Origin of the sequence: Sodalis sp. RH14, from assembly GCF_047324285.1 — a bacterium.
GTDB lineage: Bacteria > Pseudomonadota > Gammaproteobacteria > Enterobacterales > Enterobacteriaceae > Acerihabitans.
In genome coordinates, this window is sequence record NZ_CP178739.1 from 2,100,459 (window position 1) to 2,123,669 (window position 23,211).

Below are 23,211 nucleotides of genomic sequence, written 5' to 3' on the forward strand. Positions count from 1 at the left end.
TTTAAATCATCAATTGATGATTTAATTCTAAAGCGGATCGTTTACAAGTCAATCTGCTTGTTGCCGGACCACGATCCATGCCGCATTTTGTGCAAAAAAAGCCAGCTTCCGCTGGCCTGACTTGTTAAATCTCTATGACAATTTTACCCGTATGCTTACCGGCAAGCTGATGCCGGAATGCGTCCTGCAGCTCCCCGAGCGGCAAAACTTTATCAATAACGGGACGTACATCAGAGGCTTCAAAAGCGCGGATCATCTCTTTCTGATGCTCACGGCTTCCAACGGTGATGCCCCGGACGGTTAGCTGCTTGCCCATTATTGCCGCCGTAGGGACTTCTCCGGCAATGCCGGTAAATACGCCAATAAGCGTAATCCGGCCGCCTATGCGCGCTGCGGCAATTGACTGAGCCAGCGTGCCGGGGCCGCCAATTTCAATTACATGATCAACCCCCCGTCCACCGGTGAGCTCGAAGATTTTTTTACCCCAATGCGGCTCTTTACGATAATTAACTACACCGGCAACACCCTGATCACGCAGCCAGGCCATTTTTTCTTCAGAGGAAGACGTGCCCCAGACCCGGGCTCCGGTCATTTTTGCCAGCTGCAGGGCAAAAACGGATACGCCCCCGGTGCCCAGGATAAGAACATCTTCCCCCGGGCGCAGATCGCCTTCGGTAATCAAAGCCCGCCAGGCCGTCAGTGCTGCGGTAGGGAGCGTTGACGCCTCGGCATGCGTCCATCCTGCGGGGGAATGCGTGAAGAAACGGGCGGGACGGACAACGTATTCCGTGGCATATCCATCAATGCCGTCTCCGGGCGTTCGGCTGAAACCGGCGAGTGGGCACTCTCCTTTGTCCCAGTCCGGAAAAAATGTTGATACCACCGCATCCCCGGGTTGAAAATCTGTGACGCCTTCTCCGACGCTTTCGACGGTTCCAGCGCCGTCAGACATTAGGATACGACCCGCCTGCGCGGGCAGGGTACCCGCAGCGACGTTGTAATCGTGAAAGTTAAGCGAGACATTATGAATGCGGACGCGTATTTCACCTTTGCCTGGCTGGCCCGGATCGGTAACGTCTGTAAAGGCGATATTATCTACGCCCGCTTCATTGCCAAGGAGTACAGCTTTCATCGTGAAGGTTTTCCCCGTATCCGATAGAGTAAACTATGACTTTAGCCCTCTTTAACGTCCAGGATAAGTACCTACAAAAATGTCTGTATTCTCTGAACCTGCTAATGTAAAAAAAAATGTGCTGGCGACCCGGTTACGCAACGGAGAAACATTTGATGCGACGTGTCCTTCCAGAAGGCTGCTCAGTCACCTGACAAGCCGGTGGGGAACCCTGACGCTGATAACCCTCATGGATGGTACTCATCGTTTTGGAGAGCTGAAACGTAAAATGGGCGGAATTACCGACAGAATGTTGATAAAAACGCTGCAGGAACTCGAAAGCGCGTCCCTGGTCCACAGAAAGGTTTATCCCGTTTTACCGCCTCATACTGAATATGCGCTCACCGCTCCGGGACGTGAGGCGGCGGCACATATTGAAAGGCTGACCGACTGGATCAGTAACCACATTGACGGCACATGAAGCCGGACGGTGAATTATGTATTGGATGCGACTCTGGCCGGCGCGCGAAATTTTATAAACAATGAAAATAACGCACCGATTACCGCAGCGGATAAAAATACGGTTGAAGTGGTACCCGGAAGATAAGCCATGAACGCGGACAAAAACTGCCCAAGAAAGATAGCCATTGATAGCCGTGCCAGATTTCTTCCACGCACAGCGTTACTGCTGAGCTCGACAATAAGGTGATTTACCAGGGGAACGGAAAAACCGAATCCCAGTCCCAGTGCGATTCCCCCGGGGATCAGGAAAGGCATGGAAGACGCAAAAGCAAAGATCAGATGAGCAAGCGCGTAAAAGCCGAAAGCAATGGATAAGGTTGAAAAATCACTGTAACGGCTTACCAGCTTCGGCATCAGCCAGGCCCCACAGACGGCAACCAGAGAAACAAATGAGAGAAAATATCCCGTCTGAGACTCGGTGTTTCCCATTTTATGCAGGTGCAGGGGTAAGACAACAATGGCGGTAAAGAAGACAATCATGGACATCAGCGCGGCTGCCCAGGTCATCAGAACGGCTGGTGAAGTGGTACCCTGGCTGACATCCGTTTTAATCTGTTCAGACTCCGCTCTGTTGTCAGGTCGCGGAACAAACATCAGTACCATCAGCAGCATCAGCCAGGCAAATAAATAGAGCGCGAACGGCCAGCGCCACCCTGCAGCGGCAAGTAACCCGCCGATAAACAGGAATATGACGCCGCCCAGCTCAATCGACATACCCTGCCGCGCAATCATCTTCATACGTTCTGGCCCATTATAAAATACTGAAATCAGACCCGTTCCTGCAGTCATGATCAGCGCCGTCGCCCCTCCCAGCAGGAAGCGATCGGCAAAGACTGTAATGTAACCGGAAAGAAATGCACCGGCTGAACCTAACAAGCCGTACAGGAAAAGCCCGAGGCACAGTGCCCTGTAAAGCCCCGCCCGCTCGATGAATTTACCGGCAAGCGGTCCAAGCAGCACCACTCCCAGAGACGGTAGGGTAACAAGCCAGCTCTCTGCACCTTTCACGTTCAGTGCATCAGAAATACTGGTCAGTCCCGGCACGATTACGCATCCCACCATAATTGTCAGGCAGGCCACGGCCAGAAGCGTAACCCCCCCAATTTTATTTATCTGTAACATAAATTGCTCCATAATGACCGATATTCGGACGATAGCGTCCGCCATTCGGATATAGTATTCTGACTTCTATCCGATGATGTCAATGCGCAAAATGTAAGTTGAAAGTAAGGAGTCTCCATGCCGGCCAAATCTGCTGATTCGGGTACAAGTGTTATCGTTCGGGCAGCTCTGCTGCTGCGGACGCTTGAAGAACATCCTCGCGGGCTGACGATCGCCGCTTTGTCGCGTTATACCGGAATGCCGCGTACGACGGTACACCGGCTGGTCAGTTCACTGGAGGCTGAAGAACTTTTACTGAGTGCGGCAGGTTTTATCCGGCTGGGTCCTGCGCTGACAAGACTTGCGGCTTCAGCGCATACGGATGTGGTTGCTCTGGCGCGTACGCCTATGGAAATGCTGGGACGCCGGACGCGGGAAACCGTCGATCTCAGCGTTATGCGTGGTGCCCATGCGCTGCTCATCAGTCAGTATGCTTCCGATCAGGAGTTGCGTGTCATTTCACCGGTTGGAACCGCTTTCCCTAGCCACTGTACCGCTCCAGGAAAAGCGCTGCTTGCCCGTCTGGAAGACGAGCAGATAGTATCGTTTTATAGCCATACGCCTGAAATCAGGACGCAAAAATCATTAAGCAGCGTGGAAGATATTCTTGCTGAAGTCGCCAAAGTGCGAAAGGCGGGACATGCGGTAGATTATCAAGAACATGCGCAGGGTGTATGCGGCCTCAGCGTTCATATACAGTCTTCCCTGAGCGAGTTGTATGCTGTCTCCGTTGCCGTTCCGTCCCTGCGGTTTGAGGAAAAAAAGGAGTTTCTCATCGTATCTCTGATGAAATGCAAAGCGGAAATTGAAGCTATGATTTCAGGCTGATTATTTTATATAAGAGTGTCCGTAACGTCCGCTTCTGACACATAGCCGCTAGGCTAAACACGTATCAAATGCGTCATCATTTCAAAGTCGCCGACTGATAAATCGACTTTGAAATCATTGAGCTGATGAGTAGCTTTGGTTTTCGATTCCGCACTCATTACTTTTTTAATCTCTGTAAGAATCAGCAAAGAGATCAGATCCCGGCTTCGCGAATATCATGCGCGTTAATGGCACCGATAACCTGTCCGGCATCAGATGTCACGGGTGCTGCGGATATCTTCCGCTCCTGGAAAAAAGCCAACGCTTCGGCTGCATGCTGACCCGCTGAGAGGGCAAAACCAGGCGAGGTCATCGCATCCTGCACCGGCGCGCTGAGCGTGCCGCCTTTAAGGGGTCAGTTTGGAGATCGGAAATTTTTGTACGTCAAGCACATTATTTAAGCAATCCAGATACGTAAGAGATTGATTTAGCGTCAGTGGCTATCGCTCTTGCTGTAACGCATTTAGGTTATCCGATTAAGACCAAATCCCCTGAAAACGCTGTATAGGGGGCCGCTGGAAAACGGAAAACATCCTACGTTAAGCCTGTTTTTTAAGCAGTTATGACAGGCAGCTTTGAGCGAGGAGCGGAAGTTGGGCTTGGTCTCAAATATGATGATTTTTTGGCTAATATCTTGGTTTATTGATCAATAGGTTGCTGGTCAGGTCTAGGATCAGATATAAAAAGTTAGAATTTATTCTCCCCACTTATATGAAAAAAACAAAGAAGCACAACTTTTATGACCAAGACAAATAGGCACAACTTTCCTTCAAGCGTTGTAGGCAAGGTAGCAGAGCGCTCTGCATATATTTGTAGCAATCCCTCTTGTCATAGGGTAACAATCGGCCCGGATCAATCGGCGGAAAATCTTTCTATCAAGACGGGTGAGGCGGCGCATATCTGCGCGGCGAGCCCTGGCGGACCGCGCTATGACATGTCTCAGTCAGAAACAGAGCGGAAGAGCATAAAAAATGCTATATGGTTGTGCGGAGCTTGTGCTGATTTAGTCGATAAGAATGGCGGTATGGGCTACCCCGCCGAGCATTTGCGAAAATGGAAACGTGACCACGAATCACTAATGAAGGAGTGCTTGGAGGGAGGAAAGAGGCTAATGTTTCAATTTCTATCGCATCGCCCAGACGAGAAAATTGCTCTGCGTGTGATCCATTTATTGGAAGATAAGAGTTCTCTCTACATGCCATATGCTCAAGAGGATCCAGCCCGAGTCTTGGATTCTTTGAAGGAGCTCAGACTCTCTCTTACGGCGATTCGCTCTGAGATTGCACCCGAGTCTCCGCTATCGTTGATCGTCGAGTCAATTGTCCGTGCGTGCCGACACTATATGAATTCAACTCCAGATTGGCCGGACATTGATGAGCTTAACTTCTCCCTCGGCGCAGTTCGTAAGGTAGTAGGAATTAACATCGGAGAATTATTGAAACACTATGAAATCCCGGTGAGTCACGAATTGCATTCTATTATTCCTGAATGAATTTTAACGCATAACTTCAGCGGGCGAAGCCTGAAAAAGATGAGTTTCGCCATTGTTCTCAGACCTTGAGTAATTACTATAGGCACAATGCGGGTATCGTTTTCGAGTGCACGACGAACGCAGTTTGCGATATTTTGAGTATGGTAGCTTTAACTTTTTACTTACATCAAAAATAACTTACAAAATCTGTATGTTGCATTGTGTACGAAAATGCTTGCGTCAACTCTTGACATTGGATTGTTTAACATTCCTCCAGGGCTTCCTTTCCCATGTCTCGCAAGATATCCTAACAGTTCAAAGCTATTAGCAGTGCCCGTGAATCTGCTGATTTCCTTTTCATCAATATTAAAAGCCATGCTAATTATTTTATCTCTCTGATATTTCTTACTTTTATTAGCGCCAGAAATATTAAGCACACCTTTCACATATTTATCATATACATATTCTCTAATTGTTTCCCACAAACGATAAAGATTAACCCAATCATCACCTAAGGCACACATACCTAAAACAACACGTAAGGATTCATATTTAGATGATAAGTTAATTAATCGTGAAAAATTATCAGCGCGAGGGTGTGGTTTCTGTATGCCATGGAAATCAAAAGGGTTTATCTGAGTTACATTCATTGATTTAAAGCCGCAGATTTCCGAGTAATTAATACCATCACTTCCAGAAATAGAAAGAGGACCATAAGATTTATATCTTTCAAAACCATGAAGAACGCTAAGTGCGCCGTTCATGAGCATCAACAAACCTTTTAACTTTGAAGCCAATTCATTTGGGTCGGATATGATATTCAAATGAGGAGATGAAAGTATATGAACATCTGTTTGTCCTAAATCAGAGTCAGAATCATCATTTATAGAGAAATCATTCGACCAAACACCACACAACCCTTTAACAAATCCTGTATGTGGAGTAAGTAAAAAACTATAATCGTACATAACTCAAACCCCTATTTTTATATTCTGAATGTAATACAAAAATTATTTTTCGTTTATTATATTTAATAAGCTCACATAGCCGATAACTTTAACACGATCATTCTAAGTGAACTAAATCGAAAGATATACTTTTCAAAACTGAAACTCAATGCTGCAAGGTCCGCTTCACGCCCTGAGACATTCGACAAGTTTTTTACGGCATCAGTAAGGGCGATTTTCGCTCTTCCAGTGCCAGCAAATATTTCGCTTCGTCATAGCGGGTTCTGGTCTTCCAGCAGCGGTAAATGATCCTTAGCCATTTGAATGCCAGAGCCCGGATCGCGGATTGATGAGATTTTCCCTTTTCTCGCTGCCCCTGATAATACAATTTGGCCCAGTATGATGAGTTAACCGTCTTGGCAGCCCATTCAACAAAGGTCTGCCTGACGAACTTCGCACATTGCCATCGCCAGTGAACCCAGGATTTCTGGCCACTTCGTTCTGTCACCGGTGCAATACCTGCGTAGTTTTGAATTTCTTCAGCGCTGTTAAACCGGTCTCGGTTATCACCAAGTGCAGCAAGCATACGTGGGCCCATACACGGCCCCATGCCCGGAAGTGATTTGAACAGCCCCGCATCTGGCAATGTGTCAAACAGCGTTTCGATTCGTTCGTCATAGGTTTTGATGATTTCACTCACGACTTTAATTTGTGTCGCCAGTGCTGTTGCCATCAAAGCATTAGCCTCTATAACACTCGGGTCTGTCGTCAATGGGATCGCGTTATCAATACTCGCAACACGTTGCTCGGTAAGGGCTATTGCGCGGCCACCTTTGGCATTCAGAAAGTTGCGGATCGTGTCGCGCCTGGCGCGTTTCAGTTGTTGCAGACTGGGCCACCGCATAATCAGTTCACACAACAGTAAGCTACCCCTATGTGAGAACCACTCCAGGGGCTGAGGGTAATACTGTTTAAGCGTGTTGATTATCCGGTTCACAAAGCGGCGTTTATCTTCAACCAACTGACGACGCTGCTCAACCAGTTGCTGGAGTAACCGGATATCCGCATTGTCGGGTTCAATGGCTTTTATCTTTTGGGGATAACGCAGCATTAACTCTAATGCCAGCTCGGCATCCTGCGGGTCATCTTTAGCGCCGCTGGGCGAGAAGGCTTGCCGGTAACGAGCCAGGGACAAAGCGTGGACAGGGAAAACAGTGATAAACGGATATTTCTGAAGAGCATACACCACGGGGCCCTTCTTCAGCTCAAGGGCGATAGCTATTTTGCCTTTCACCTGTTTGTGCAACGCGTTGAGCCAGGCATCAAGCGCTTCTGCTGTATGTTCAATCACATGGAATGTGCGTTCGCCGTTTTTAAACTGAACGCAAACATCATGCTTTTTATCCGCCCAGTCCAGACCAACATGAGCAGCAAACTGATCTATCGCAGTCATAACCAACTCCTTTTAACCGGGGATTGGTATGCATTCCACGCTCTTCGAAAGAAATATAGTCAGCAGTTTGTCTGCATGCCCTGAGTATTCGTTAGCGAACGTGGAGCACTTACTGGCTCGAAAGCAAAGCGGCAATCATCAAACCACATGATTCTGGCACAATATTCGTAACCAGTAAGCGCATACCCTGAATCACTTAAAAGTGTAACTCTCAGGGTTCGAATGACTATATCTGGCACAGAGCGGCCTTTCAGATTAGGTTTGGCTCTGTGCACCTGTTGTATCAGGTCAAGTCTGAGCTAATACAGCTTATAGTACGACGTGGGAAAATCTATACGTTGACGCTATTGCCGGAGATGAGGGGATTGTGTACGATTAATTTGCTTACGTTGTCTCTGACAACTGCCAATGTTCCGGTGATTTGAGAGGAACGCCTTCGGGTAATCACATGCCAATGCCATCATGACCTGAGAGATGGCGCTTTCGGGCGGTTACGTTAAATCTGTTAACCTTTGCAAACAGAGACCTTCGGGTTAAGGCTCACTTCACACGTTTTACTCTTTTCGCTCTACCTCACGGCGTTTTGCCATCTAGCTTTTCACATTTTTTACTCTGCCGGGACTTTGCTCCCTGCGGGCAGGGTACCCCTTTACCTCGAGGTTTTTACCATGTCTTCATACGACATCACTGTCGGGCGTATCCATGCGTGTACACGTTCAACTGTCGATTTTATCGTGCTGGTTTCAGACATTGAAACGGCATTGCTGACGATCCGCGCATTTGAGCGTTGTGGTATTGCGGATGACGTCGATGCTGACGGCTTCCCATCACGAACCTGGGAAATAATTTGGATCGCTAAACATCTCGGCCAGGCCTGCGAGTCCGGCCTGATACCAGATTATCTTTTTCAAAAGTATGTGACCGAGCTCGTGCTTCTTGGTCACGCTATAGATGCATACGCCTGGAGTTATGGTTTCCGTAAAGGCGTCGAGGCTGTTTACGATTATTAATTGCGTTTCACTCATGTCCTGACGGGACTATTTAACTGACCACCCACGCGGGGAAACTTCCCCCGCTGGTGGTGAAGATTTCTCCGCTCAACTGCAGGAGAAACACCATGAAAATTATCATTTCATTTTTACAGAAGGCGTCCGATGTCCTGGCTCATTGTTCTGCTGTGCTTGGGCAGAACGACAATGACTGGTTTACTAACCGTACGGGGCATCTGAGTTTCCGTCCCGAGGTGATTCGAAACGGCCAGGGGCAGTTTATCGCCATGATAGCGTGCCGTACGGGGTGCAGTTCCCGCGACTGGAAGGTGCAGGGTTTTGGTACCTGCGGCCAATGGCGATCTGCACGTCAGGCCATGAAAGCGGCCCGAATAATGGCCCGCGATCTGGCTTTGTACCGTTATCGTTTTAGCGATGGTGCTAAAAACGTCGCGTAATACCTTATTTGACCTTACTTCCCGGAGAGACTTCCTCCCGGGAAGTCTCTCCTGTGAATCACAGGAGTCTTTATCATGTTCCGTTTTACTTCCGCTTCTCTGCGTAAGGTATTAACTCTCCCGTCCGGCCTGAATAAACCGATCACGTTAGAAAACGGCTACGGCTTTTACATCCGGGCTGAGGATGAAAAACAACCCGGGTATATGAACATGGCTTATGCCGAGGGTTTCGATCCCCGACAAGACGATGGATGGGAAGAAAAGATCAGCGAATTGCTTCCAGGCATCGACTATTCCTTCACCTTCTTTATCAGTCACTCCACGAGGGAAGCGATCCTCAACGAACATCATGACTTCTTTGTGACGCCCCTGATTTCAACCGTAAGAAGTGAAACCCGGCTTCCGGATAAAGTCTTTATACCGGTCGCAGAGTTCCGAAACGGTATCGAACGGATGTTTGATCAGTCGCATAAACACTTTCATGCCTGCGTAGGTCAGCGGGAGAAAGCAGCGTGGCGTCTGGCGGCACTTTATGTGCTCGATGATGTTATCCGGACAGATTGCAAACGGGCAAAACCGGCTGACCGCGAACAATTTGTTCGCGCGTTTTCCCGGCTCAAAGACCGTATCAGTTCGGTGACACCGACGGGGGACGTTATCACCCCTTATTTCACGCATTAATTTTCATCCACTCCCAGTGGCGTATTCCGCCACTGGCCGGGATACGCCCTTTTTTAAGGTTTATCCCATGAAAAAACATACCTCTGCCCGCAGGGCATCCAAAACTGAACGTGCGGACCTGTATCAGCAGGTCACTGACAAAATCATTGCGACTCTTGAGAAAGGCACCGCGCCCTGGCGTAAACCCTGGCGTGCTGCGCAAAAGAGAACCGGCAGCTGTCTGCCGGCGAATGCCACAACAGGCAAAGCCTACAGCGGGATAAATATTCCACTGCTTTGGATGGCGGCGGAGGAGCGTGGGTTTAGCTCTGACCGCTGGCTCACCTTCCGGCAGGCGCAGCTTGCCGGCGGACACGTCCGCCCGGGAGAGACCTGCAGTCTTGCTGTAATTTTCAAACCGTTTGAGGTCCAGGCTGAAGATAAGCAGGGCACCAAACTTACTGACGAAGATGGCAACCCCGTCATGGAGTCCCGGACGATGCTCAGACCTCTGCAGCTGTTTAACATCCAGCAGTGCGACGGTCTGCCGGCAGCGCTTTCCGATGAACTGGACACATTGATGACTGAAGAAGAAGTGGAGACGGTTTCTGTACCGGTGATGAACCGGGTGATGGAAATTTTCAATGCGAGCGGCGTGGCCGTCAACTTTCTGGAGCAAAACCGTGCCTATTACCGGCCGGTGGTGGATCAGATAGTGATGCCCACCTCCGGGCAGTTTTTTACTGAGGCTGATTACTGGTCCACGTTACTTCACGAACTGGTGCATGCGAGTGGGCATCAAAAACGGCTAAACCGGGAGGGAATAACTTCATCAACCCGAAAATTCGGGGATCCGGTATATGCGTTTGAGGAGCTCATTGCCGAGATGGGCAGCGCCTTTCTCTGCGCAGAACTTGGCGTTTACGGTGAGGTGCAGCATGAAAGCTACGTCAGTGGCTGGCTAAAGGCCCTCAAAGAAGACAAAAGAGCGCTGTTCCGGGCATGCCGGCAGGCGCGGGAAGCGTCAGAGTTTCTCTTAACTCTGACAGCTGACACTCAGGCAGTATCAACGGCCTCAAAAGTGGCCTGAAGGAGACAATGATGCAGACACCACAATTCTGGCAGGCCACCGCATCGGCGCTGCTGGCCAGGCACTATGGCCTGACGTTGAATGATACCGATTTATGCGACGACGCCTGTGTGGCAGCGTTGCAAAAAGCGGGCGTGAAGCCCTTTGAAGCCATTAATGACCTGGTGGACAAATATCATCTGACGCACCTTGAAGACTCTGCTTACCTGCCACGCTCGCCTTATCTGAGCGCGGCCGATGAGCTGATTGCCGGCCTTGAGGCCGGTGCCACACTCGGGATTATCAGCCACCCGTGATCCGGGGCTGACCCGACTTAACCTGTAAACCACCCATCGGGGGAGACCTCCCCCGATGGGGAGGCTCCCTCTTTTATAGTCTGAAGAGGAGAAGTAACGATGTTTGAATGGTGCAAAAACCGCCTGGAAATTACCGGCCGTTCCGTGTTTATCGACGTCATGCTGCAGTGGGTTACCGGCGATGAGGTGCCGCTATACCGCCACGCCGTACAACAGAGCATTCAGCTGTTTCTGGCAGGCTCAGGCGGGGTGCTTAAACCGGTGAAAACTGTGGAGTATCTCCCTTATCCGGAGTTGGTCTCCCACGGAACCGGTCCGGCTGTCGCCTCCAACCTGGCTTTCCAGCACTGGCTGGAATTACTGCAGAAGGATGCGGTACTTAATCCGGATACCGTCAGACAAATTGACCGTATCTGGACGCAGTCAGGGCTCGGTGCTGTCCGGTGGGAAGCTCTCCCGATAGGCGCTCGTCAGATAATGGCGCAGCTGATGACCCGGCAGTACGTTGACTGGTTTGGTGTGGCCACCTGGTCACCCCATATCAACGGTGGTGAATGTTGGGAGAAACTGGGGAGAAGACCTGAGCGTGCCTGTCACTGCGACATGCTGATGATTATTCCTTCCCGGCTTGCGGCGGAAATAAACGGCAACAGCCGCCTGCTGGCAGGTATGTCCAGTACGGGCAGTTTGTACAGTCGCATCCACGGGATGGAGTGGCCGTGTGGCCATAACGTTCTCTGGCATCGTGATCGTATAAACAGTTTGCGCCTGGAGTTTGATTCACCGTCGTATCCGCCTTCCAGCGAGCTGATAGGGGAACTCTCGGCCGTGTTTGACTGCGAGATCCGCCACTGGTATCAGGAGCCGGTCAACGGTGTCCTGGGTTATGACTGTTATGACCGCGGAGACCACGTTGACAGCGGGAAGTACGGGGCAGGGCCGTTTTCGGCTCCGTTGATGGCTTTCCCGCCGGAGGCGCTGCCGGTGCAGGAGCAAAGTGTGTCGCCGGCAGGGGATGCTTAACATGGCCACTATCAACGAAGTGCGACCTGTAGAACTGTACCAGTATGTCGTGTGCAGTACGGCGCACCTGACTGAACAAGACGCTGAGCTGTTTCATCATCTGGGGCATCAGCGTTGCGAGTGGGGGGATGCCGAGTGGATCCACCTCACCGGTACCGGCTATTTAGTGCGGCTGAGTGCCTATAACTTTCCGCAGCTTGAATTAAAGAAGCGGGGGTTTTCAAAAGATGCGCGCCGCCTGACCTACGTACTGACGAAGCGGTTTAATGTTTCGCTCGTTCATTTTGACTGCTGTGGTGAGGTACTGGCCGGATTTGCCGTCCATGACTGGTAATCCCATGTTCAGGCTGATATCTCGTTAACCAAACCCCAGGGGAAAATCATCCCCCTGGGGTGATTTTCCCCTTAATTTATGAAGGTGAAAATCATGTTGTTGTTCAAAAATGCCGTTCTGAAACCTGTGATGGAAGAGCTGCAGGAAAAAGGAGGGAACATGCTTTTAGTGAAAGATGAAGGCATTTACCTGATGGCTGAAAAGGGCGCATTCAGACAAGGCCGCAGACTGCATATTGCCTATGCCGAGGGTTTTGATCCCCGATTAACTGAAAACGAAGACTGGTATGAAAAGGCTTATCTCGAAGTGGGCGGCGATGACTTTGGGGAGGTTCTTGGAAGCGATTTTTGGGGCACTTTCCTGGAAGAGGTCATTAATAAGGGGTGTGACGTGTTCATTGATGTGTCCGAAACGCAATTACGTGCAGGTTATATTGAGCATTCATAATTCGATAACATAAGCGGAACGTCGTTCCGCATCACTTACCATCCTGAAGGGGAAATATCCCCTTCAGGGCATATTTCCCCGGAGATATGCGATAAAAATCATGGTTGATCATAAGAAACAATTCATCTCAATTTTCAACGAAACCGCCCGCTATCATCATCGACACAAGGTGTTTCGTGACTTTATTACTCTGGCGTCAGTCTCTATCCACAACAATACCCTGTTCGATGAAAAGCTTGAGCAAGAGTATATGGAAACCGTACGCCAGTACGAGGCCGAAGATACCGAACGGATGGTCAGATTACTGGCGGAAGTTGTGATGGGTCTTAAGGCTGAGAGCTGTGACTTCCTGGGTTCACTTTATATGAGCCTGGAGCTGGGCGAATTAGCGCGTGGTCAATTTTTCACGCCATTTTGCGTTTCACGGATGATGGCTGAAATGCAGTTGGGGGATCTTGACAGGCAATTGCAGGAAAAACCTTTCGTGACCGTATATGAGCCAGCCTGTGGGTCAGCTGGCATGCTTCTGGCTATTGCGGAGGTTGTCCGGGAAAATGGATTTAATCCGATGCGGCATCTATGGGTCTCCTGTACCGATATCGATCCAGTGGCGTCAGGGATGGCCTATATCCAGTTGTCTCTGATGGGAGTAGCCGGTGAGGTTGTCACGGGTAATGCTCTGAACAGTGAGCGTAGGTGCGTGATGTATACGCCGGCGCATTGGAGTGGGAACTGGTCAAATCGTCTAAAAAGTGTTTTGAATACTGCTTAACTAAAACTAAGCCTCTGCATTGCAGAGGCTTTTCTATTTTTAACGCGATGCTTCATTAACGTACTTTACCTTCGGCTACCGGACCAATTTGCGCCCAAAGCTTTTGCGTCCAGGCTTCTTTCAGATGAGCTGGATCAGTTGAGCGATAGGTTGCAGTCACATTGCTGCTATTGTCTTCGCGGCTGACCTCAATAGTCAGGCGGTCCGCATTTCCCCATATACGGCTCATACGGTAGTAAGAGCCTGGCTGGGCACTCCAGTCAGTACCTTCAGCCATCGCGCTGGCGACCCAACCCGAGTTCCCTTTACCGCTGTTACCGGCTGCGGTGATTTCATCGGTTGAGGTAAAGCGGTAATAACGTTTCAGTCTTACCGCGGCTGTATCGATATCTGCATGCACTGTCAGGGTTTTGCTGACTTCACCCCATTCAGGTGATTTCACATTGTCTGTTGAGTCGCTTGAAGGTATCAGCGAGGAACCCAGGGTGCTGACCTGGTGCGTTATCGCGTTCAGATCGCTATTGCTGCACCCAGTCACTCCCAGCAGGATTGCTGCGACCAAAATGGCAGGGGTAAAGCGAAGTCGTTTGACTATTGTCATGTTACATCTCCGGTGAAGGAAAGGGGCATGTTGAACATGCCCAGTGAAAATCAGAAGGTCACAGAGAGCTGTGCCACTGCACCGTAGGTGCGGTCGGTACCAGCCATACCGGTCAGATCGAGATGAACGACGTCGAATGGCGTAATACCAATACCTGCTGTCACGACGTTATTGTCACTGTTTCGTATATCCGCGCGGTAGCCGGCGCGCAGCTGCGCCCAGGACCAGGCATCGAGCTCTGCACCGACGCCGGCATATTGTCTTTTCTCATCGGAAGTGAATCCGCTGGCGGGCGTCATGTCTACGTCGGCTGCAAAAGTCACGAGCCCGTTACTCCAGGCTGTGCCCGCAGTAGCCTGAGGGCGGATTTTGAAGTTATCCTGCAGGCCGTTCACTTCACGGGTATCAACACTGCGTGCCACGAGGTTTTGTCCCGCCAGGGCGATAGTCCATTCAGGCGTCAGGTCAGCAGAAAAACCAAGGTCAACGTTGGCGCCGCTCTCTGAGCGCTTCCAGTCACCGCTGCGAAAGTCGGAGGTGCTGTAGTTATTGATGGCCACGTTGTAGTTCCAGGTATCCACACGCTGAAATTTGGGGGTGATCCCAACCGATACCGGAATATCATCCAGTGTAAAATGATGTGCCATCGCGATGCCGTACTCGCTCACCAGAACTGCCACGCCTTCAGCGCGTGAGGTGAGGCTGTTAAGGGCAGTTTCATCGGGATGAACCAGGCCAGCACCGACGGCATCGAGATAAGCCAGATCGCTGTTGCTCACTTCAGCGCGGGCTTTCGCCTGACCCCAGCCTTTAATGACCAGAGCAAAGGGCAGTGTTTCATTAGGTACGGCAATCACTACGCCTGCGCCGGCATCCGCACGGCCGCTGTGGCCCGAAATATCGGTCAGCGATTTCCTGAGTTCTGTCGCTGAGGAGGAGCTGTTGCCGGTGCCGCTGGCATTCTCAAGGTTATCCCAGGCATGCTTGACGTTATCAAAGCCGTCCTGCAGGTTGTCCGGGTCACTGACCTGGGCGCCCACGGTTGGCAGGATAATGCTGAGGTTATCTCCGGGTTCTGACTTTGTTAGTAAGGCCGGGTTAAGCAACGGAGCCGCGCCGTATTTTGATGAAGCAACGCCGGTTCCCCCCATCGCATCGTTCCTGGCTTCAAACCAGGTGCCGGCAGCATGTGCCGCTGGCAGTGAAGAGACCAGCCCGGCAAACATCAGACAGCGTGTTATTAACGTGGCTTTCATCATTATATTTTCCTGTGCAGTTTATGTTTTTTAGGTAAAAAAATTCCCTGGTGCAGACGCACCAATAAAAAGATTTGCTACTTAACGAGTTTATTATTAGTTCAAATTATCTATTTCTTTTAGCCACTCCTCTGTGACGTATTTCTCCGGATAATGCAGTAGATTAAGTTCTTCTTTTTTCCATTGATTCAAATAATTCTGGTTTAGTCGATTATCCAATAACATGACGGGCAAGACTTTACCGGATGACAGGAGTTCTAAAGAAGAGGCGTCTGTTGTGCAGGTTGTAACAATGGCCCGTCTTTTCTTTTGTAAGACACCGCAATAAGCCATGAAATCAATAAAGAGCTGTTCGTGTCCGCCATACGGTATTTGTTCGCCTAAGTATTCAGCAACGCGAAGGGGGAGCCCATTTTTCAATTTCACGGTGATTAAACACACGCCAATCAGCGTTTCATAACTGAAGTGATCGACTGAGGGAGCCAGAGTATCCCGAATTAAAATAATCTGCGGTAAGGCCTTTAATGAAACATCCGCTATTTTATTGCTAACTTGCAGTGCTAACTTATGCCAGTCGGGAATATTGCCGGGTGCGACAACTGGTGAAGATGACGCCGCTGTTAGCCAACTTTTATTAATGCTAAACCACTCGGCTATTTCGGAAAGCAATGGGTCTGTCAGATAATCCATGGTGCGCTCACGGCTTTCCAGTACGCTCAGTCCGATATTCCACGGTGACAGCAGCGTCGCGACGTCAGTGATGTTCAAACCGTGGGCGTCCATGAGCAGTTGAAACCGTTCTACGACCTGGGTAGCGCGTGTTTGAAAGGGGGACAGCGTTTCCCTTATCACGCCTTCAATTAAGATATTGATGAATTCAGACGCTGATATGCCCAGTTTTGCAGAGGCGAGTGTAATGTACTCGCGGATCCCAGGTTTAAATCTTACGGCCAGCGGGTCGCCCGATTTTTTACTTTCTGTCGCCGCTGCGCTGAGCAGGGCGTTGAGTTTATCGTCCTGTTCCAAGGTCAGGCGTGAAAGCAGTGACGTGACACTAAGATTCATGAGACTCCCCGGTGTTGAATAGGATGTTGGTATAACCAACTAAAATTTATGATTTTTATTATTTGTATTCGGTGTGAATACAATAATCGGGTGTTGCGCTTTTGTATAACGGACAATTTCGATCGTTCAGATCGATACGGTTCATGTAGCCAGTATGAATACGTTTAAACAGAGATTTAACGGGAAATTATGTATTCAGATTTACAAATTAATATTCCGGGGTAGAGCTATTCACCGTTGTTTTCGTCTCCAGAGACGAATTAAGTTTCCAAACAGCGGTTTGTATTCTTTTTCCTGTGGCCAGCCTGCGATGAAGCCTTTAATCCACAGTATGAGACGAACAAAACGACTTAGTTGGTAATTGTAATGAAAGGCTGCTTCTTCCTCCTCACAGATATACCTGCAGGCGCGTTCGGTGGCTTTCATCAGTTTCCAGGAGAGCATCGTCGTCATTACCTCTTTTCTTTTTTGCGTATCACCAGGACGCCGCATTGCATTGAGGGAGTGTACCAACGCCATTCCTTCAGGAATGTGTCGATCTGCAAGCCAGTTCGTTCCGCGTGGCCGATGGGTCTGCTCAGGGTATGGCAGCGATAATGATCTGCGGGGAAGTGTCGTAACAACCGGGCTGTTCGTCGGGGGCTGAGCAGGTGAGACGACAGGATAATAGTGTGCCGGGGCGTTTTCATGGCAGTGCGCAGAGTGTCTGACAGGGCATGCCAGTAACCTTTCATATCCCGGATCCCCGGCTGGCCGACAGCAAGCCAGGGATTGAGGTGTAGCCATAACTGGCGTCTCTTTTTCATCAATACGAAGGGGTAAGGCCTGAGAAAAAACACAAGTTTTGCCAAGGGGTTGAACAGCGTGGGCGTACCGGTGAGCGTGATAAATACGATCAGACTGCCCGATGTGAAAAGTCCACTAGTGATGAGGGTTGTGAGCGCTGAGCAAATCAACATCCAGCAGGTGATTATTATGGCCACAGGAACAGCGTCCGATTTCATGGCGGTTTCTTCTCTTTGAAAAGCCATATTCAGGCACGTTTGGAAGCTCATGGCCTGCAAAAATTATTCATGCAGATCCAAAAAATAAAGATCAAGGGGTTAATCGAGGAAACGAATATAGAGTTCTCGCTTGCCAGAAGAGGGGGAAAGCATAGCGTAATGCCCCTTTATCGATGACTGACGGGGGCGGCAATGCTGAAGTGGATAACAGGCAGATTTCATAATCAGAAAGTAGATACCGCGCCGAAGGTGCGTAAGGAGTCAGAGAGACCAAATGCTGCGGGGTGGTTTTTACCGCTGAGCGCAGATGCACTGTTGTCCACGCGACACAGAAAACAGGCGCTGCAGCAATTATGGGACAATAGCCCTTTCTCCAGGCTAGTTTGGGAGACATTTTGGCTGGAGCCGGTGAAGCGGCTGGCTGTGAGCCTGCAGCAGTTGCCGGCTGCGTCATCGGGACCCTACGCACGCGAAGGCGGCATGCTGGATGAAGCGCTTGAGGTGGCTGTTTGTGCGGTGAGGTTATCCAGGGGATGGATGCTGCCGCCGGGGGCACCCCCGGAAGAACAGTCGGCGCAGAGCGCAGCCTGGTGTACAGCCATTTTCTGGGCAGCATTGATGCATGATCTGGGCAGCCTCGAACAGATGGCGGCTTTCTACGAAGATGGCCGCCGGTGGTTTCCAGGTCTTGGGATGCCTGAAGCTCCCTGGCGGATGAAATTTTGTGAGCAAGACACAAATTCAGCAGTTCGTGCTGCCACTTGCGCTCATCGCCTGATACCTTACGAGGGGCTTATCTGGGTAGCGCGCTGGCCAGCGCTGGCGGATGCATTACTGGTTTACCTGTCAGGTAATAAACCTGCCGGGGCCATTCTTCATGCCGCAGTGAGTGAGGCTCGCGAAAAATGTGGACTGTTCGCTCAAGACACATTTGCACAGCCTTCGGTCAAACTTTCCACAGATAATACTGAAGCCTTAAGTCAGAGCGTCCCTTCTGATCCTGCCGAGCATCGTACTCATGAAATTCCTGTTCAATCCTTTGTTTCCAATGAAATTGACGACAATAAGATATCTTCACTAAGCAGCGCGGATGCTCTTCCGATCATGCCAGAACTGGTTTCAGCTATCGGCCACTCCAGTCAGGCAGAAAGTCTTGCTGATGTACAAGCAGATATGCCGTCAGAGGGAGTAACCCCCGGAGATTTGTTGACGCTGCTGGATAAAATGACAAGCGCTGAAGTAGTCGATGAAACAACCTCTGATGATAACCCCGTCGTGGAAACATTAAAGCAGTCTGGTTCTGCCAGAACACTCACATTGGGCGAACTTTTTTGGGACTGGCTAGTTGATTCCATTGAGCAAGGGGCACTCAGTATTAATGCACAGGACAGTCTGTTGCATGTTATGGCTCAGTACGTCTTTATTCAGACGCCGGATTGTTTTTACCGATATCTGGCGACACAAGAAAAAACAGAGTCAGACAAAGATGATATTCAAAAAAGTTTTGAAGCGCTGAACAAACATTTTTCAAGAAGTGGAAAGGGGATATACATCTACAAGAAATATGAGAATGAGGGCCGTGAGGGGCGTTTTACCCGAATGTCAGGCTATATGGTTTTTGCAACACAACTGCTTAAAGAAGGTGTCGTTCTATCTGACAGTCAGTGGTTGTCACCTAATAAATAGTTAAAGCATTTAATTGATGTATAGGGAGAGGAAGATGGAATTAATTAGTTATGACGATATCCTTAAGGACTACTTTTTTAGTAAGACATTGAGGCCAGCCACTGAGTGGAGTTATAGAAAAGTTATCAATTCATTCCGACGTTATATTGGAGATAACGTTTTCCCGGGTCAGGTCGATAGACTAACAGTTTTAAACTGGCGTCGGCATGTTTTAAGTGAGCAGGGGCTATCATCAATAACATGGAATAATAAAGTTGCTCATATGCGTGCAATTTATAATCATGCACTGCAGCAAGAATTCGTTACTCTAAAAGATAATCCCTTCAATGGTGTGATTGCCAGACCAGATATCAAAAGGAAAAAAACGCTCACCGAGTCAGAGATTAAAAAAATATATTTATTACTCGAAGCGAGAGAAAAAGAGGAAAGTTTGGGGATAATTGAAAAATCACGCTCGGCTCTGCGACCGGCCTGGTTCTGGCTCAGCGTGGTAGATACGCTCCGTTATACCGGTATGAGGCAGAATCAGCTACTCAACATCCGCCTGGAAGATGTTCACTTAGAAGGGGGATGGATAAATTTGCGTCCTGAAGCTTCAAAAAATCACAGAGAACACCGGGTTCCGATTACGCGATTATTACGACCAAGGCTTGAACGATTGATGCTGGCTGCGGTTGAGCGCGGAGCAGCACATGGCGATATGTTATTTAATGCGAGCAGGTTTGATGGGAGAAAAAATATCTTAACAGACGTGATGGCTTATCAACCCCTGCGTGGCTTCTTCCGCCGACTTTCAACAGAGTGTCAGTGTGTCATTACGCCACATAGGTTCAGGCATACCATTGCTACCGACATGATGAAATCCCCTGATCGTAATCTCAAAGTTGTTCAAACGTTGTTAGGACATTCAAGTGTGGCTGTTACGCTGGAATATGTGGAAGGTAACATGGACAGTTTACGTGTAGCTTTAGATGAAGTTTTTGGAGGATAGGATTAATCTTAAGTGAAATCTAAGTGACTGAAAGCAAAAAATGAGGCTTTTCTTTACATAAGATTGACACTACCGGTGGGATACTGTCAAAATTCTTATCGGAAGGACGTGAGAAAGCCAGAGAGTGCGTCTAACACTCTCCGGCTTCTTAGTCCCGAATGTTCAACCATCGATGCGATAAGCCTATTTATCACATGAAGCTGTTTCGGGTACTTATGTCTTGCCCGTTAAGGATCTCAACCCTTAACGAACAGGCTCTGAAGATGGTGCCCGGACTCGGTAACATTCAGTTCTCTATTAAACTGAATTCCATCATAAATTTTATCCCCGCCCGTTGTCAAGACCCGCAGATTGACCCGTATTTTTGCTTGTAGATCATAAGCGTGGGTAGGCAGTACGGAAATAAGTCCGGTTCGTTCCTTCGGTTCGATTCCCCATGCTTTCATTAAATCATAATGACATCAGCGCTGCGTGTGCTGGATAATTAATATCCAGAGGACAGCCCGGAGGGTTTCATTATGCCAGCGACGAACAGCGTTTCTGCCAAACGTGAGACATTAAATTTACGTATCAGACCCGCTGAGCGCGATCTTATCGATCGTGCGGCGAAGGCAAAAGGAAAAAACCGTACTGACTTTGTGCTGGAGGCCGCGCACGCCGCCGCGGAGGAAGCGTTGATCGAGCGGCGCATCATTATGGCGGACCCGGACGCCTATCAGGAATTTCTGGCTCGTCTGGATCAATCTCCTGCTCCGAACGCCGCGCTGCGTAAAACCATGCAAACGCCCGCGCCGTGGGAACAGAAAAAGTGATCTTAGCCCCTGAGCCCCTTCACGCCGCGCATATTCTCTCCTCATTTTGTTGCGGCGTGGATTCTACGGATAACTGGCTAAAACGGCGGGCGATGAAACATCAGCTAACCGGCGCATCCCGAACGTTCGTCTGCTGCGACGACTCGACGGTGATGGCGTATTACTCGTTGGCGTCCAGTGCAGTGATGACCAATGCCGCGCCTGGACGCTTTCGCCGCAATATGCCTGATTCGATCCCGGTGGTGGTGGTGGGCCGTTTGGCGGTAGATACATCATTGCACGGCCAGGGCGTCGGGCGGGCATTGGTGCGAGATGCCGGGCTCCGGGTGATTCTGGTGCGGAAACTTTAGGTATTCGTGGAGTGTTGGTTCATGCACTGTCTGATGAGGTGCGGGAATTTTACCTGCGGGTCGGGTTTGAACCTTCGCCGATTGATTCGATGATGCAGATGGTGACGTTGGGGGATTGGTGGGGAGCGTTTGATTTTTCTATATAAAAACAATTTTTTCGTCATTATTCGGTTCTTTTTTCAAGACTGGGTTGGCTCTCTTGTAAAGAAATGAAGGGCAAAAAAATTCAGTTTATCCTGGTCCTAATTATTGAGTAGAGCTCAATGAAGAGTCATTACTAAGATAGCTGCCTATTAGTTTTTGGGGAGCGGGTCAAAAGGTCTCCACCGCAAAAGAGTTCCCCATGGTATTCTATGTTAAAGACTAGTTCGCTGACTGGGATGTCCAGTGGCTCCTACAAAGCAGGCGTGGGGAGTCTGTGCGCTTGGGAGTAAAGGACCGTACGGCTGATATATGCCATATTTTTCTCCACTACGACCTGATGAGGATGTTATGCCTATGCAACTTCGAAATGACTTGGACTTAATACATATTTTGATAGTATCAAATGAGGCAACATCCAAGATAACGCTCGATCGACCCAAGGCCGAACTGTTTCTTATTAATCTGCGGACAGTTAGCTGCAAAGTATAATGGTCAGCAAGGGCATGTATTCCCACAGGCTCAGTTTCTTTCTGAAAATGTTGAAGGACAATAGCAATTATCCAGTCTGATTGTGGTGTCTAGGGGGCATAAAGTGAAGGTTGATGATGCGGTTGAGAATATTACAAGATTTTTCAATGACTTGATCGGGGTATTAGTTCCTGGCTCCGTATTTGCTTTCGGGGTGATCGTGATACATTTTGGATTAAACTACATGTATTCATTAGCTAATCTGGGTGAAAGAACTAGTGTTTCTTTAATATGTGCCGGATTATTATTCGCCTTGGGGCATATGCTTCTCGCAGTATATGATAATCTAATGAAGCCATTCTTTCAACTAGTGAAATTATCAAAGAGATTTGACGAGGCGGAAGCGCAAAGACGTCAGTCCTATTTATGGTTTGCAGATCTAGTGAAGGTACAACAAGGCACTAGCGCACTAAAGTGGGGGTTTCATGACCTGAGAAGTGTGGCTTTGTCTGTGTCACCCGAGGCAGCGTCGATTGGTCGCAGGTTTATGTTTATTTCACTACTCTGTAGTGGTGTTGGTACAGCCCTGATAATCTTAGGTCTCGATTGCATGGTATGCCTATATTTCCAGTCTGCACCTTTATATAAGAGTGTGCTGACGCCACATTGGTTTATCTCGGTCGTTCTGCTTTTTAGTGTGGCACTTCTGTTGATCAAACAAAGTAATGCATTCTATGCGAGAGCTATGACCACTCCATTTTCCATTGCTGCCGCAGAGCTGATGTTTAAGAAGGAAAACAATGCTGAAGCCTCTTAAAAAGATTTATTTGGCCGGGGGGTTTCGCTCCGGCTGGCAAGAACTGGTTAAATTAAGACTCCAAAGCTTCGAATTGTTAGATCCGAGTCTTCACTATATAGAAGAGCCATTGAGTTACACAAATTGGGATTTAGATGCAATCCATAGATCAGAAATTTTACTCGCAAATATGGAGGCAACCAACCCAGGCGGCTACGCACTTGCGTTGGAGATCGGGTTTGCCAAAGCTCTTGGAAAGTCTATTTATCTTGTTGACCAGATCGAAGACCCATCAGTTAGTCACTATTTTGAAATGGTTCGCCAATGTTCGAATCGAGTATTCAAGTCATTGGACGAAGCAATTGAATATATTGCCTTATTTGAATGCAACCAAACTCATTGAGGGTACAGGTAGTGGCTAAAAACGCTGTGCCAGG

At 49.1% G+C, this 23,211-nt stretch carries 27 protein-coding genes and 1 pseudogene; 18 read left to right on the plus strand and 10 right to left on the minus strand.

The features are described from left to right. Positions 1-124: 124 nt before the first annotated feature. Positions 125-1,132 carry a zinc-dependent alcohol dehydrogenase family protein gene (locus ACL2XQ_RS09460; protein ID WP_133824186.1) on the minus strand — a complete coding sequence of 336 codons (1,008 nt, stop codon included), beginning with the start codon at positions 1,130-1,132 and terminating at the stop codon, positions 125-127. 79 nt (positions 1,133-1,211) lie between these two features. On the opposite strand from ACL2XQ_RS09460, the gene ACL2XQ_RS09465 reads away from it, so the two are divergent. Further along, positions 1,212-1,592 (plus strand): winged helix-turn-helix transcriptional regulator, encoded by a 381-nt coding sequence (locus tag ACL2XQ_RS09465; RefSeq protein WP_133824187.1) that lies wholly within the window; start codon positions 1,212-1,214, stop codon positions 1,590-1,592. A gap of 14 nt (positions 1,593-1,606) precedes the next feature. Here ACL2XQ_RS09465 and ACL2XQ_RS09470 read toward each other — a convergent pair whose 3' ends face one another. After that, a complete protein-coding gene (locus ACL2XQ_RS09470) occupies positions 1,607-2,755 on the minus strand; it encodes an MFS transporter (RefSeq protein ID WP_187514472.1) in 1,149 nt (382 codons plus the stop codon). 117 nt (positions 2,756-2,872) lie between these two features. On the opposite strand from ACL2XQ_RS09470, the gene ACL2XQ_RS09475 reads away from it, so the two are divergent. Next, entirely contained in the window at positions 2,873-3,622 is a 750-nt protein-coding gene (locus ACL2XQ_RS09475; RefSeq protein WP_187514471.1) for an IclR family transcriptional regulator, read from the plus strand. Positions 3,623-3,815: 193 nt separating this feature from the next. Here ACL2XQ_RS09475 and ACL2XQ_RS09480 read toward each other — a convergent pair whose 3' ends face one another. Next, a complete protein-coding gene (locus tag ACL2XQ_RS09480) occupies positions 3,816-3,974 on the minus strand; it encodes a CBS domain-containing protein (protein ID WP_243839493.1) in 159 nt (52 codons plus the stop codon). Positions 3,975-4,400: 426 nt separating this feature from the next. Here ACL2XQ_RS09480 and ACL2XQ_RS09485 point away from each other — a divergent pair, with 426 nt between their 5' ends. Beyond that, positions 4,401-5,153, plus strand: a complete 753-nt coding sequence (locus tag ACL2XQ_RS09485; RefSeq protein ID WP_187514470.1) for a hypothetical protein — start codon at positions 4,401-4,403, stop codon at positions 5,151-5,153. Between the two features lie 161 nt (positions 5,154-5,314). Here the strand turns inward: ACL2XQ_RS09485 and ACL2XQ_RS09490 are convergent, their stop codons facing one another. Together ACL2XQ_RS09490 and ACL2XQ_RS09495 are read right to left on the minus strand one after the other, a co-directional pair. Continuing rightward, a complete protein-coding gene (locus ACL2XQ_RS09490) occupies positions 5,315-6,100 on the minus strand; it encodes a hypothetical protein (RefSeq protein ID WP_187514469.1) in 786 nt (261 codons plus the stop codon). A gap of 193 nt (positions 6,101-6,293) precedes the next feature. After that, positions 6,294-7,532, minus strand: a complete 1,239-nt coding sequence (locus tag ACL2XQ_RS09495; protein ID WP_014683004.1) for an IS110 family transposase — start codon at positions 7,530-7,532, stop codon at positions 6,294-6,296. A gap of 668 nt (positions 7,533-8,200) precedes the next feature. Between ACL2XQ_RS09495 and ACL2XQ_RS09500 the strand changes: the two genes are divergently transcribed. From ACL2XQ_RS09500 to ACL2XQ_RS09540, 9 genes are all read left to right on the plus strand, one after another. Next, positions 8,201-8,542, plus strand: a complete 342-nt coding sequence (locus ACL2XQ_RS09500; RefSeq protein WP_187514468.1) for a hypothetical protein — start codon at positions 8,201-8,203, stop codon at positions 8,540-8,542. Positions 8,543-8,649: 107 nt separating this feature from the next. After that, the gene (locus tag ACL2XQ_RS09505) at positions 8,650-8,979 is read left to right on the plus strand and encodes a hypothetical protein (protein ID WP_222940670.1); all 330 of its coding nucleotides are present in this window, start codon (positions 8,650-8,652) and stop codon (positions 8,977-8,979) included. A 75-nt stretch (positions 8,980-9,054) separates the two neighbouring features. Next, positions 9,055-9,660 (plus strand): hypothetical protein, encoded by a 606-nt coding sequence (locus tag ACL2XQ_RS09510; RefSeq protein ID WP_222940669.1) that lies wholly within the window; start codon positions 9,055-9,057, stop codon positions 9,658-9,660. A 67-nt stretch (positions 9,661-9,727) separates the two neighbouring features. Further along, positions 9,728-10,729: a zincin-like metallopeptidase domain-containing protein gene (locus ACL2XQ_RS09515; RefSeq protein WP_187514467.1), complete on the plus strand. Its 1,002-nt coding sequence runs from the start codon at positions 9,728-9,730 to the stop codon at positions 10,727-10,729. Between the two features lie 8 nt (positions 10,730-10,737). Then, positions 10,738-11,025 (plus strand): TA system toxin CbtA family protein, encoded by a 288-nt coding sequence (locus ACL2XQ_RS09520; RefSeq protein WP_047609088.1) that lies wholly within the window; start codon positions 10,738-10,740, stop codon positions 11,023-11,025. A 99-nt stretch (positions 11,026-11,124) separates the two neighbouring features. Then, complete coding sequence (locus ACL2XQ_RS09525) at positions 11,125-12,048, plus strand: DUF1281 domain-containing protein (RefSeq protein ID WP_187514466.1); 924 nt, start codon at positions 11,125-11,127, stop codon at positions 12,046-12,048. Between the two features lies 1 nt (position 12,049). Beyond that, positions 12,050-12,382, plus strand: a complete 333-nt coding sequence (locus tag ACL2XQ_RS09530) for a DUF5983 family protein (RefSeq protein ID WP_187514465.1) — start codon at positions 12,050-12,052, stop codon at positions 12,380-12,382. Between the two features lie 93 nt (positions 12,383-12,475). Next, on the plus strand, positions 12,476-12,829 hold the full coding sequence (locus tag ACL2XQ_RS09535) for a DUF3085 domain-containing protein (RefSeq protein WP_187514464.1): 354 nt from the start codon (positions 12,476-12,478) through the stop codon (positions 12,827-12,829). Between the two features lie 91 nt (positions 12,830-12,920). Next, on the plus strand, positions 12,921-13,601 hold the full coding sequence (locus ACL2XQ_RS09540) for an N-6 DNA methylase (protein ID WP_187514549.1): 681 nt from the start codon (positions 12,921-12,923) through the stop codon (positions 13,599-13,601). A gap of 55 nt (positions 13,602-13,656) precedes the next feature. Here ACL2XQ_RS09540 and ACL2XQ_RS09545 read toward each other — a convergent pair whose 3' ends face one another. The 5 genes from ACL2XQ_RS09545 to ACL2XQ_RS09565 form a co-directional block, all read right to left on the minus strand. Then, positions 13,657-14,202, minus strand: a complete 546-nt coding sequence (locus tag ACL2XQ_RS09545; protein ID WP_187514463.1) for a hypothetical protein — start codon at positions 14,200-14,202, stop codon at positions 13,657-13,659. A 50-nt stretch (positions 14,203-14,252) separates the two neighbouring features. Then, the gene (locus tag ACL2XQ_RS09550) at positions 14,253-15,461 is read right to left on the minus strand and encodes a conjugal transfer protein TraF (protein WP_187514462.1); all 1,209 of its coding nucleotides are present in this window, start codon (positions 15,459-15,461) and stop codon (positions 14,253-14,255) included. A gap of 93 nt (positions 15,462-15,554) precedes the next feature. Next, positions 15,555-16,523 carry a hypothetical protein gene (locus ACL2XQ_RS09555; RefSeq protein ID WP_187514461.1) on the minus strand — a complete coding sequence of 323 codons (969 nt, stop codon included), beginning with the start codon at positions 16,521-16,523 and terminating at the stop codon, positions 15,555-15,557. A 231-nt stretch (positions 16,524-16,754) separates the two neighbouring features. Further along, the gene (locus tag ACL2XQ_RS09560; RefSeq protein WP_187514460.1) at positions 16,755-16,976 is read right to left on the minus strand and encodes a hypothetical protein; all 222 of its coding nucleotides are present in this window, start codon (positions 16,974-16,976) and stop codon (positions 16,755-16,757) included. Beyond that, positions 16,976-17,527 carry a hypothetical protein gene (locus ACL2XQ_RS09565; RefSeq protein ID WP_413740299.1) on the minus strand — a complete coding sequence of 184 codons (552 nt, stop codon included), beginning with the start codon at positions 17,525-17,527 and terminating at the stop codon, positions 16,976-16,978. The genes ACL2XQ_RS09560 and ACL2XQ_RS09565 overlap by 1 nt, the downstream gene beginning before the upstream one ends. Before the next feature lie 192 nt (positions 17,528-17,719). Here ACL2XQ_RS09565 and ACL2XQ_RS09570 point away from each other — a divergent pair, with 192 nt between their 5' ends. The 6 genes and pseudogenes from ACL2XQ_RS09570 (at position 17,720) to ACL2XQ_RS09595 (ending at position 23,177) form a co-directional block, all read left to right on the plus strand. Beyond that, positions 17,720-19,213, plus strand: coding sequence for a TraI domain-containing protein (locus ACL2XQ_RS09570; RefSeq protein ID WP_262409237.1), 1,494 nt, complete (start codon positions 17,720-17,722; stop codon positions 19,211-19,213). 34 nt (positions 19,214-19,247) lie between these two features. Continuing rightward, complete coding sequence (locus ACL2XQ_RS09575; protein ID WP_115061113.1) at positions 19,248-20,204, plus strand: tyrosine-type recombinase/integrase; 957 nt, start codon at positions 19,248-19,250, stop codon at positions 20,202-20,204. Positions 20,205-20,722: 518 nt separating this feature from the next. Beyond that, entirely contained in the window at positions 20,723-21,016 is a 294-nt protein-coding gene (locus ACL2XQ_RS09580; RefSeq protein WP_413740300.1) for a DUF1778 domain-containing protein, read from the plus strand. Then, a pseudogene (locus ACL2XQ_RS09585) lies at positions 21,013-21,512 on the plus strand (GNAT family N-acetyltransferase). Before ACL2XQ_RS09580 ends, ACL2XQ_RS09585 begins: the two are co-directional and overlap by 4 nt. Before the next feature lie 590 nt (positions 21,513-22,102). Further along, positions 22,103-22,795 (plus strand): hypothetical protein, encoded by a 693-nt coding sequence (locus ACL2XQ_RS09590; protein WP_413740301.1) that lies wholly within the window; start codon positions 22,103-22,105, stop codon positions 22,793-22,795. Further along, positions 22,779-23,177 (plus strand): hypothetical protein, encoded by a 399-nt coding sequence (locus tag ACL2XQ_RS09595; protein ID WP_413740302.1) that lies wholly within the window; start codon positions 22,779-22,781, stop codon positions 23,175-23,177. The genes ACL2XQ_RS09590 and ACL2XQ_RS09595 overlap by 17 nt, the downstream gene beginning before the upstream one ends. Positions 23,178-23,211 lie beyond the last annotated feature (34 nt).

Bases quoted from the DNA above. Each gene is read 5' to 3' on its own strand.
- ACL2XQ_RS09485 (WP_187514470.1), top strand. From the start codon at position 4,401: ATGACCAAGACAAATAGGCACAACTTTCCTTCAAGCGTTGTAGGCAAG.
- ACL2XQ_RS09560 (WP_187514460.1), bottom strand. From the start codon at position 16,976: ATGACGACGATGCTCTCCTGGAAACTGATGAAAGCCACCGAACGCGCC.
- ACL2XQ_RS09595 (WP_413740302.1), top strand. From the start codon at position 22,779: ATGCTGAAGCCTCTTAAAAAGATTTATTTGGCCGGGGGGTTTCGCTCC.
- ACL2XQ_RS09530 (WP_187514465.1), top strand. From the start codon at position 12,050: ATGGCCACTATCAACGAAGTGCGACCTGTAGAACTGTACCAGTATGTC.
- ACL2XQ_RS09535 (WP_187514464.1), top strand. From the start codon at position 12,476: ATGTTGTTGTTCAAAAATGCCGTTCTGAAACCTGTGATGGAAGAGCTG.
- ACL2XQ_RS09475 (WP_187514471.1), top strand. From the start codon at position 2,873: ATGCCGGCCAAATCTGCTGATTCGGGTACAAGTGTTATCGTTCGGGCA.
- ACL2XQ_RS09515 (WP_187514467.1), top strand. From the start codon at position 9,728: ATGAAAAAACATACCTCTGCCCGCAGGGCATCCAAAACTGAACGTGCG.
- ACL2XQ_RS09555 (WP_187514461.1), bottom strand. From the start codon at position 16,523: ATGAATCTTAGTGTCACGTCACTGCTTTCACGCCTGACCTTGGAACAG.
- ACL2XQ_RS09460 (WP_133824186.1), bottom strand. From the start codon at position 1,132: ATGAAAGCTGTACTCCTTGGCAATGAAGCGGGCGTAGATAATATCGCC.
- ACL2XQ_RS09500 (WP_187514468.1), top strand. From the start codon at position 8,201: ATGTCTTCATACGACATCACTGTCGGGCGTATCCATGCGTGTACACGT.
- ACL2XQ_RS09505 (WP_222940670.1), top strand. From the start codon at position 8,650: ATGAAAATTATCATTTCATTTTTACAGAAGGCGTCCGATGTCCTGGCT.
- ACL2XQ_RS09575 (WP_115061113.1), top strand. From the start codon at position 19,248: ATGGAATTAATTAGTTATGACGATATCCTTAAGGACTACTTTTTTAGT.
- ACL2XQ_RS09490 (WP_187514469.1), bottom strand. From the start codon at position 6,100: ATGTACGATTATAGTTTTTTACTTACTCCACATACAGGATTTGTTAAA.
- ACL2XQ_RS09550 (WP_187514462.1), bottom strand. From the start codon at position 15,461: ATGATGAAAGCCACGTTAATAACACGCTGTCTGATGTTTGCCGGGCTG.
- ACL2XQ_RS09545 (WP_187514463.1), bottom strand. From the start codon at position 14,202: ATGACAATAGTCAAACGACTTCGCTTTACCCCTGCCATTTTGGTCGCA.
- ACL2XQ_RS09470 (WP_187514472.1), bottom strand. From the start codon at position 2,755: ATGTTACAGATAAATAAAATTGGGGGGGTTACGCTTCTGGCCGTGGCC.
- ACL2XQ_RS09580 (WP_413740300.1), top strand. From the start codon at position 20,723: ATGCCAGCGACGAACAGCGTTTCTGCCAAACGTGAGACATTAAATTTA.
- ACL2XQ_RS09525 (WP_187514466.1), top strand. From the start codon at position 11,125: ATGTTTGAATGGTGCAAAAACCGCCTGGAAATTACCGGCCGTTCCGTG.
- ACL2XQ_RS09565 (WP_413740299.1), bottom strand. From the start codon at position 17,527: ATGAAATCGGACGCTGTTCCTGTGGCCATAATAATCACCTGCTGGATG.
- ACL2XQ_RS09495 (WP_014683004.1), bottom strand. From the start codon at position 7,532: ATGACTGCGATAGATCAGTTTGCTGCTCATGTTGGTCTGGACTGGGCG.
- ACL2XQ_RS09510 (WP_222940669.1), top strand. From the start codon at position 9,055: ATGTTCCGTTTTACTTCCGCTTCTCTGCGTAAGGTATTAACTCTCCCG.
- ACL2XQ_RS09465 (WP_133824187.1), top strand. From the start codon at position 1,212: ATGTCTGTATTCTCTGAACCTGCTAATGTAAAAAAAAATGTGCTGGCG.
- ACL2XQ_RS09520 (WP_047609088.1), top strand. From the start codon at position 10,738: ATGATGCAGACACCACAATTCTGGCAGGCCACCGCATCGGCGCTGCTG.
- ACL2XQ_RS09570 (WP_262409237.1), top strand. From the start codon at position 17,720: ATGCTGAAGTGGATAACAGGCAGATTTCATAATCAGAAAGTAGATACC.
- ACL2XQ_RS09480 (WP_243839493.1), bottom strand. From the start codon at position 3,974: ATGACCTCGCCTGGTTTTGCCCTCTCAGCGGGTCAGCATGCAGCCGAA.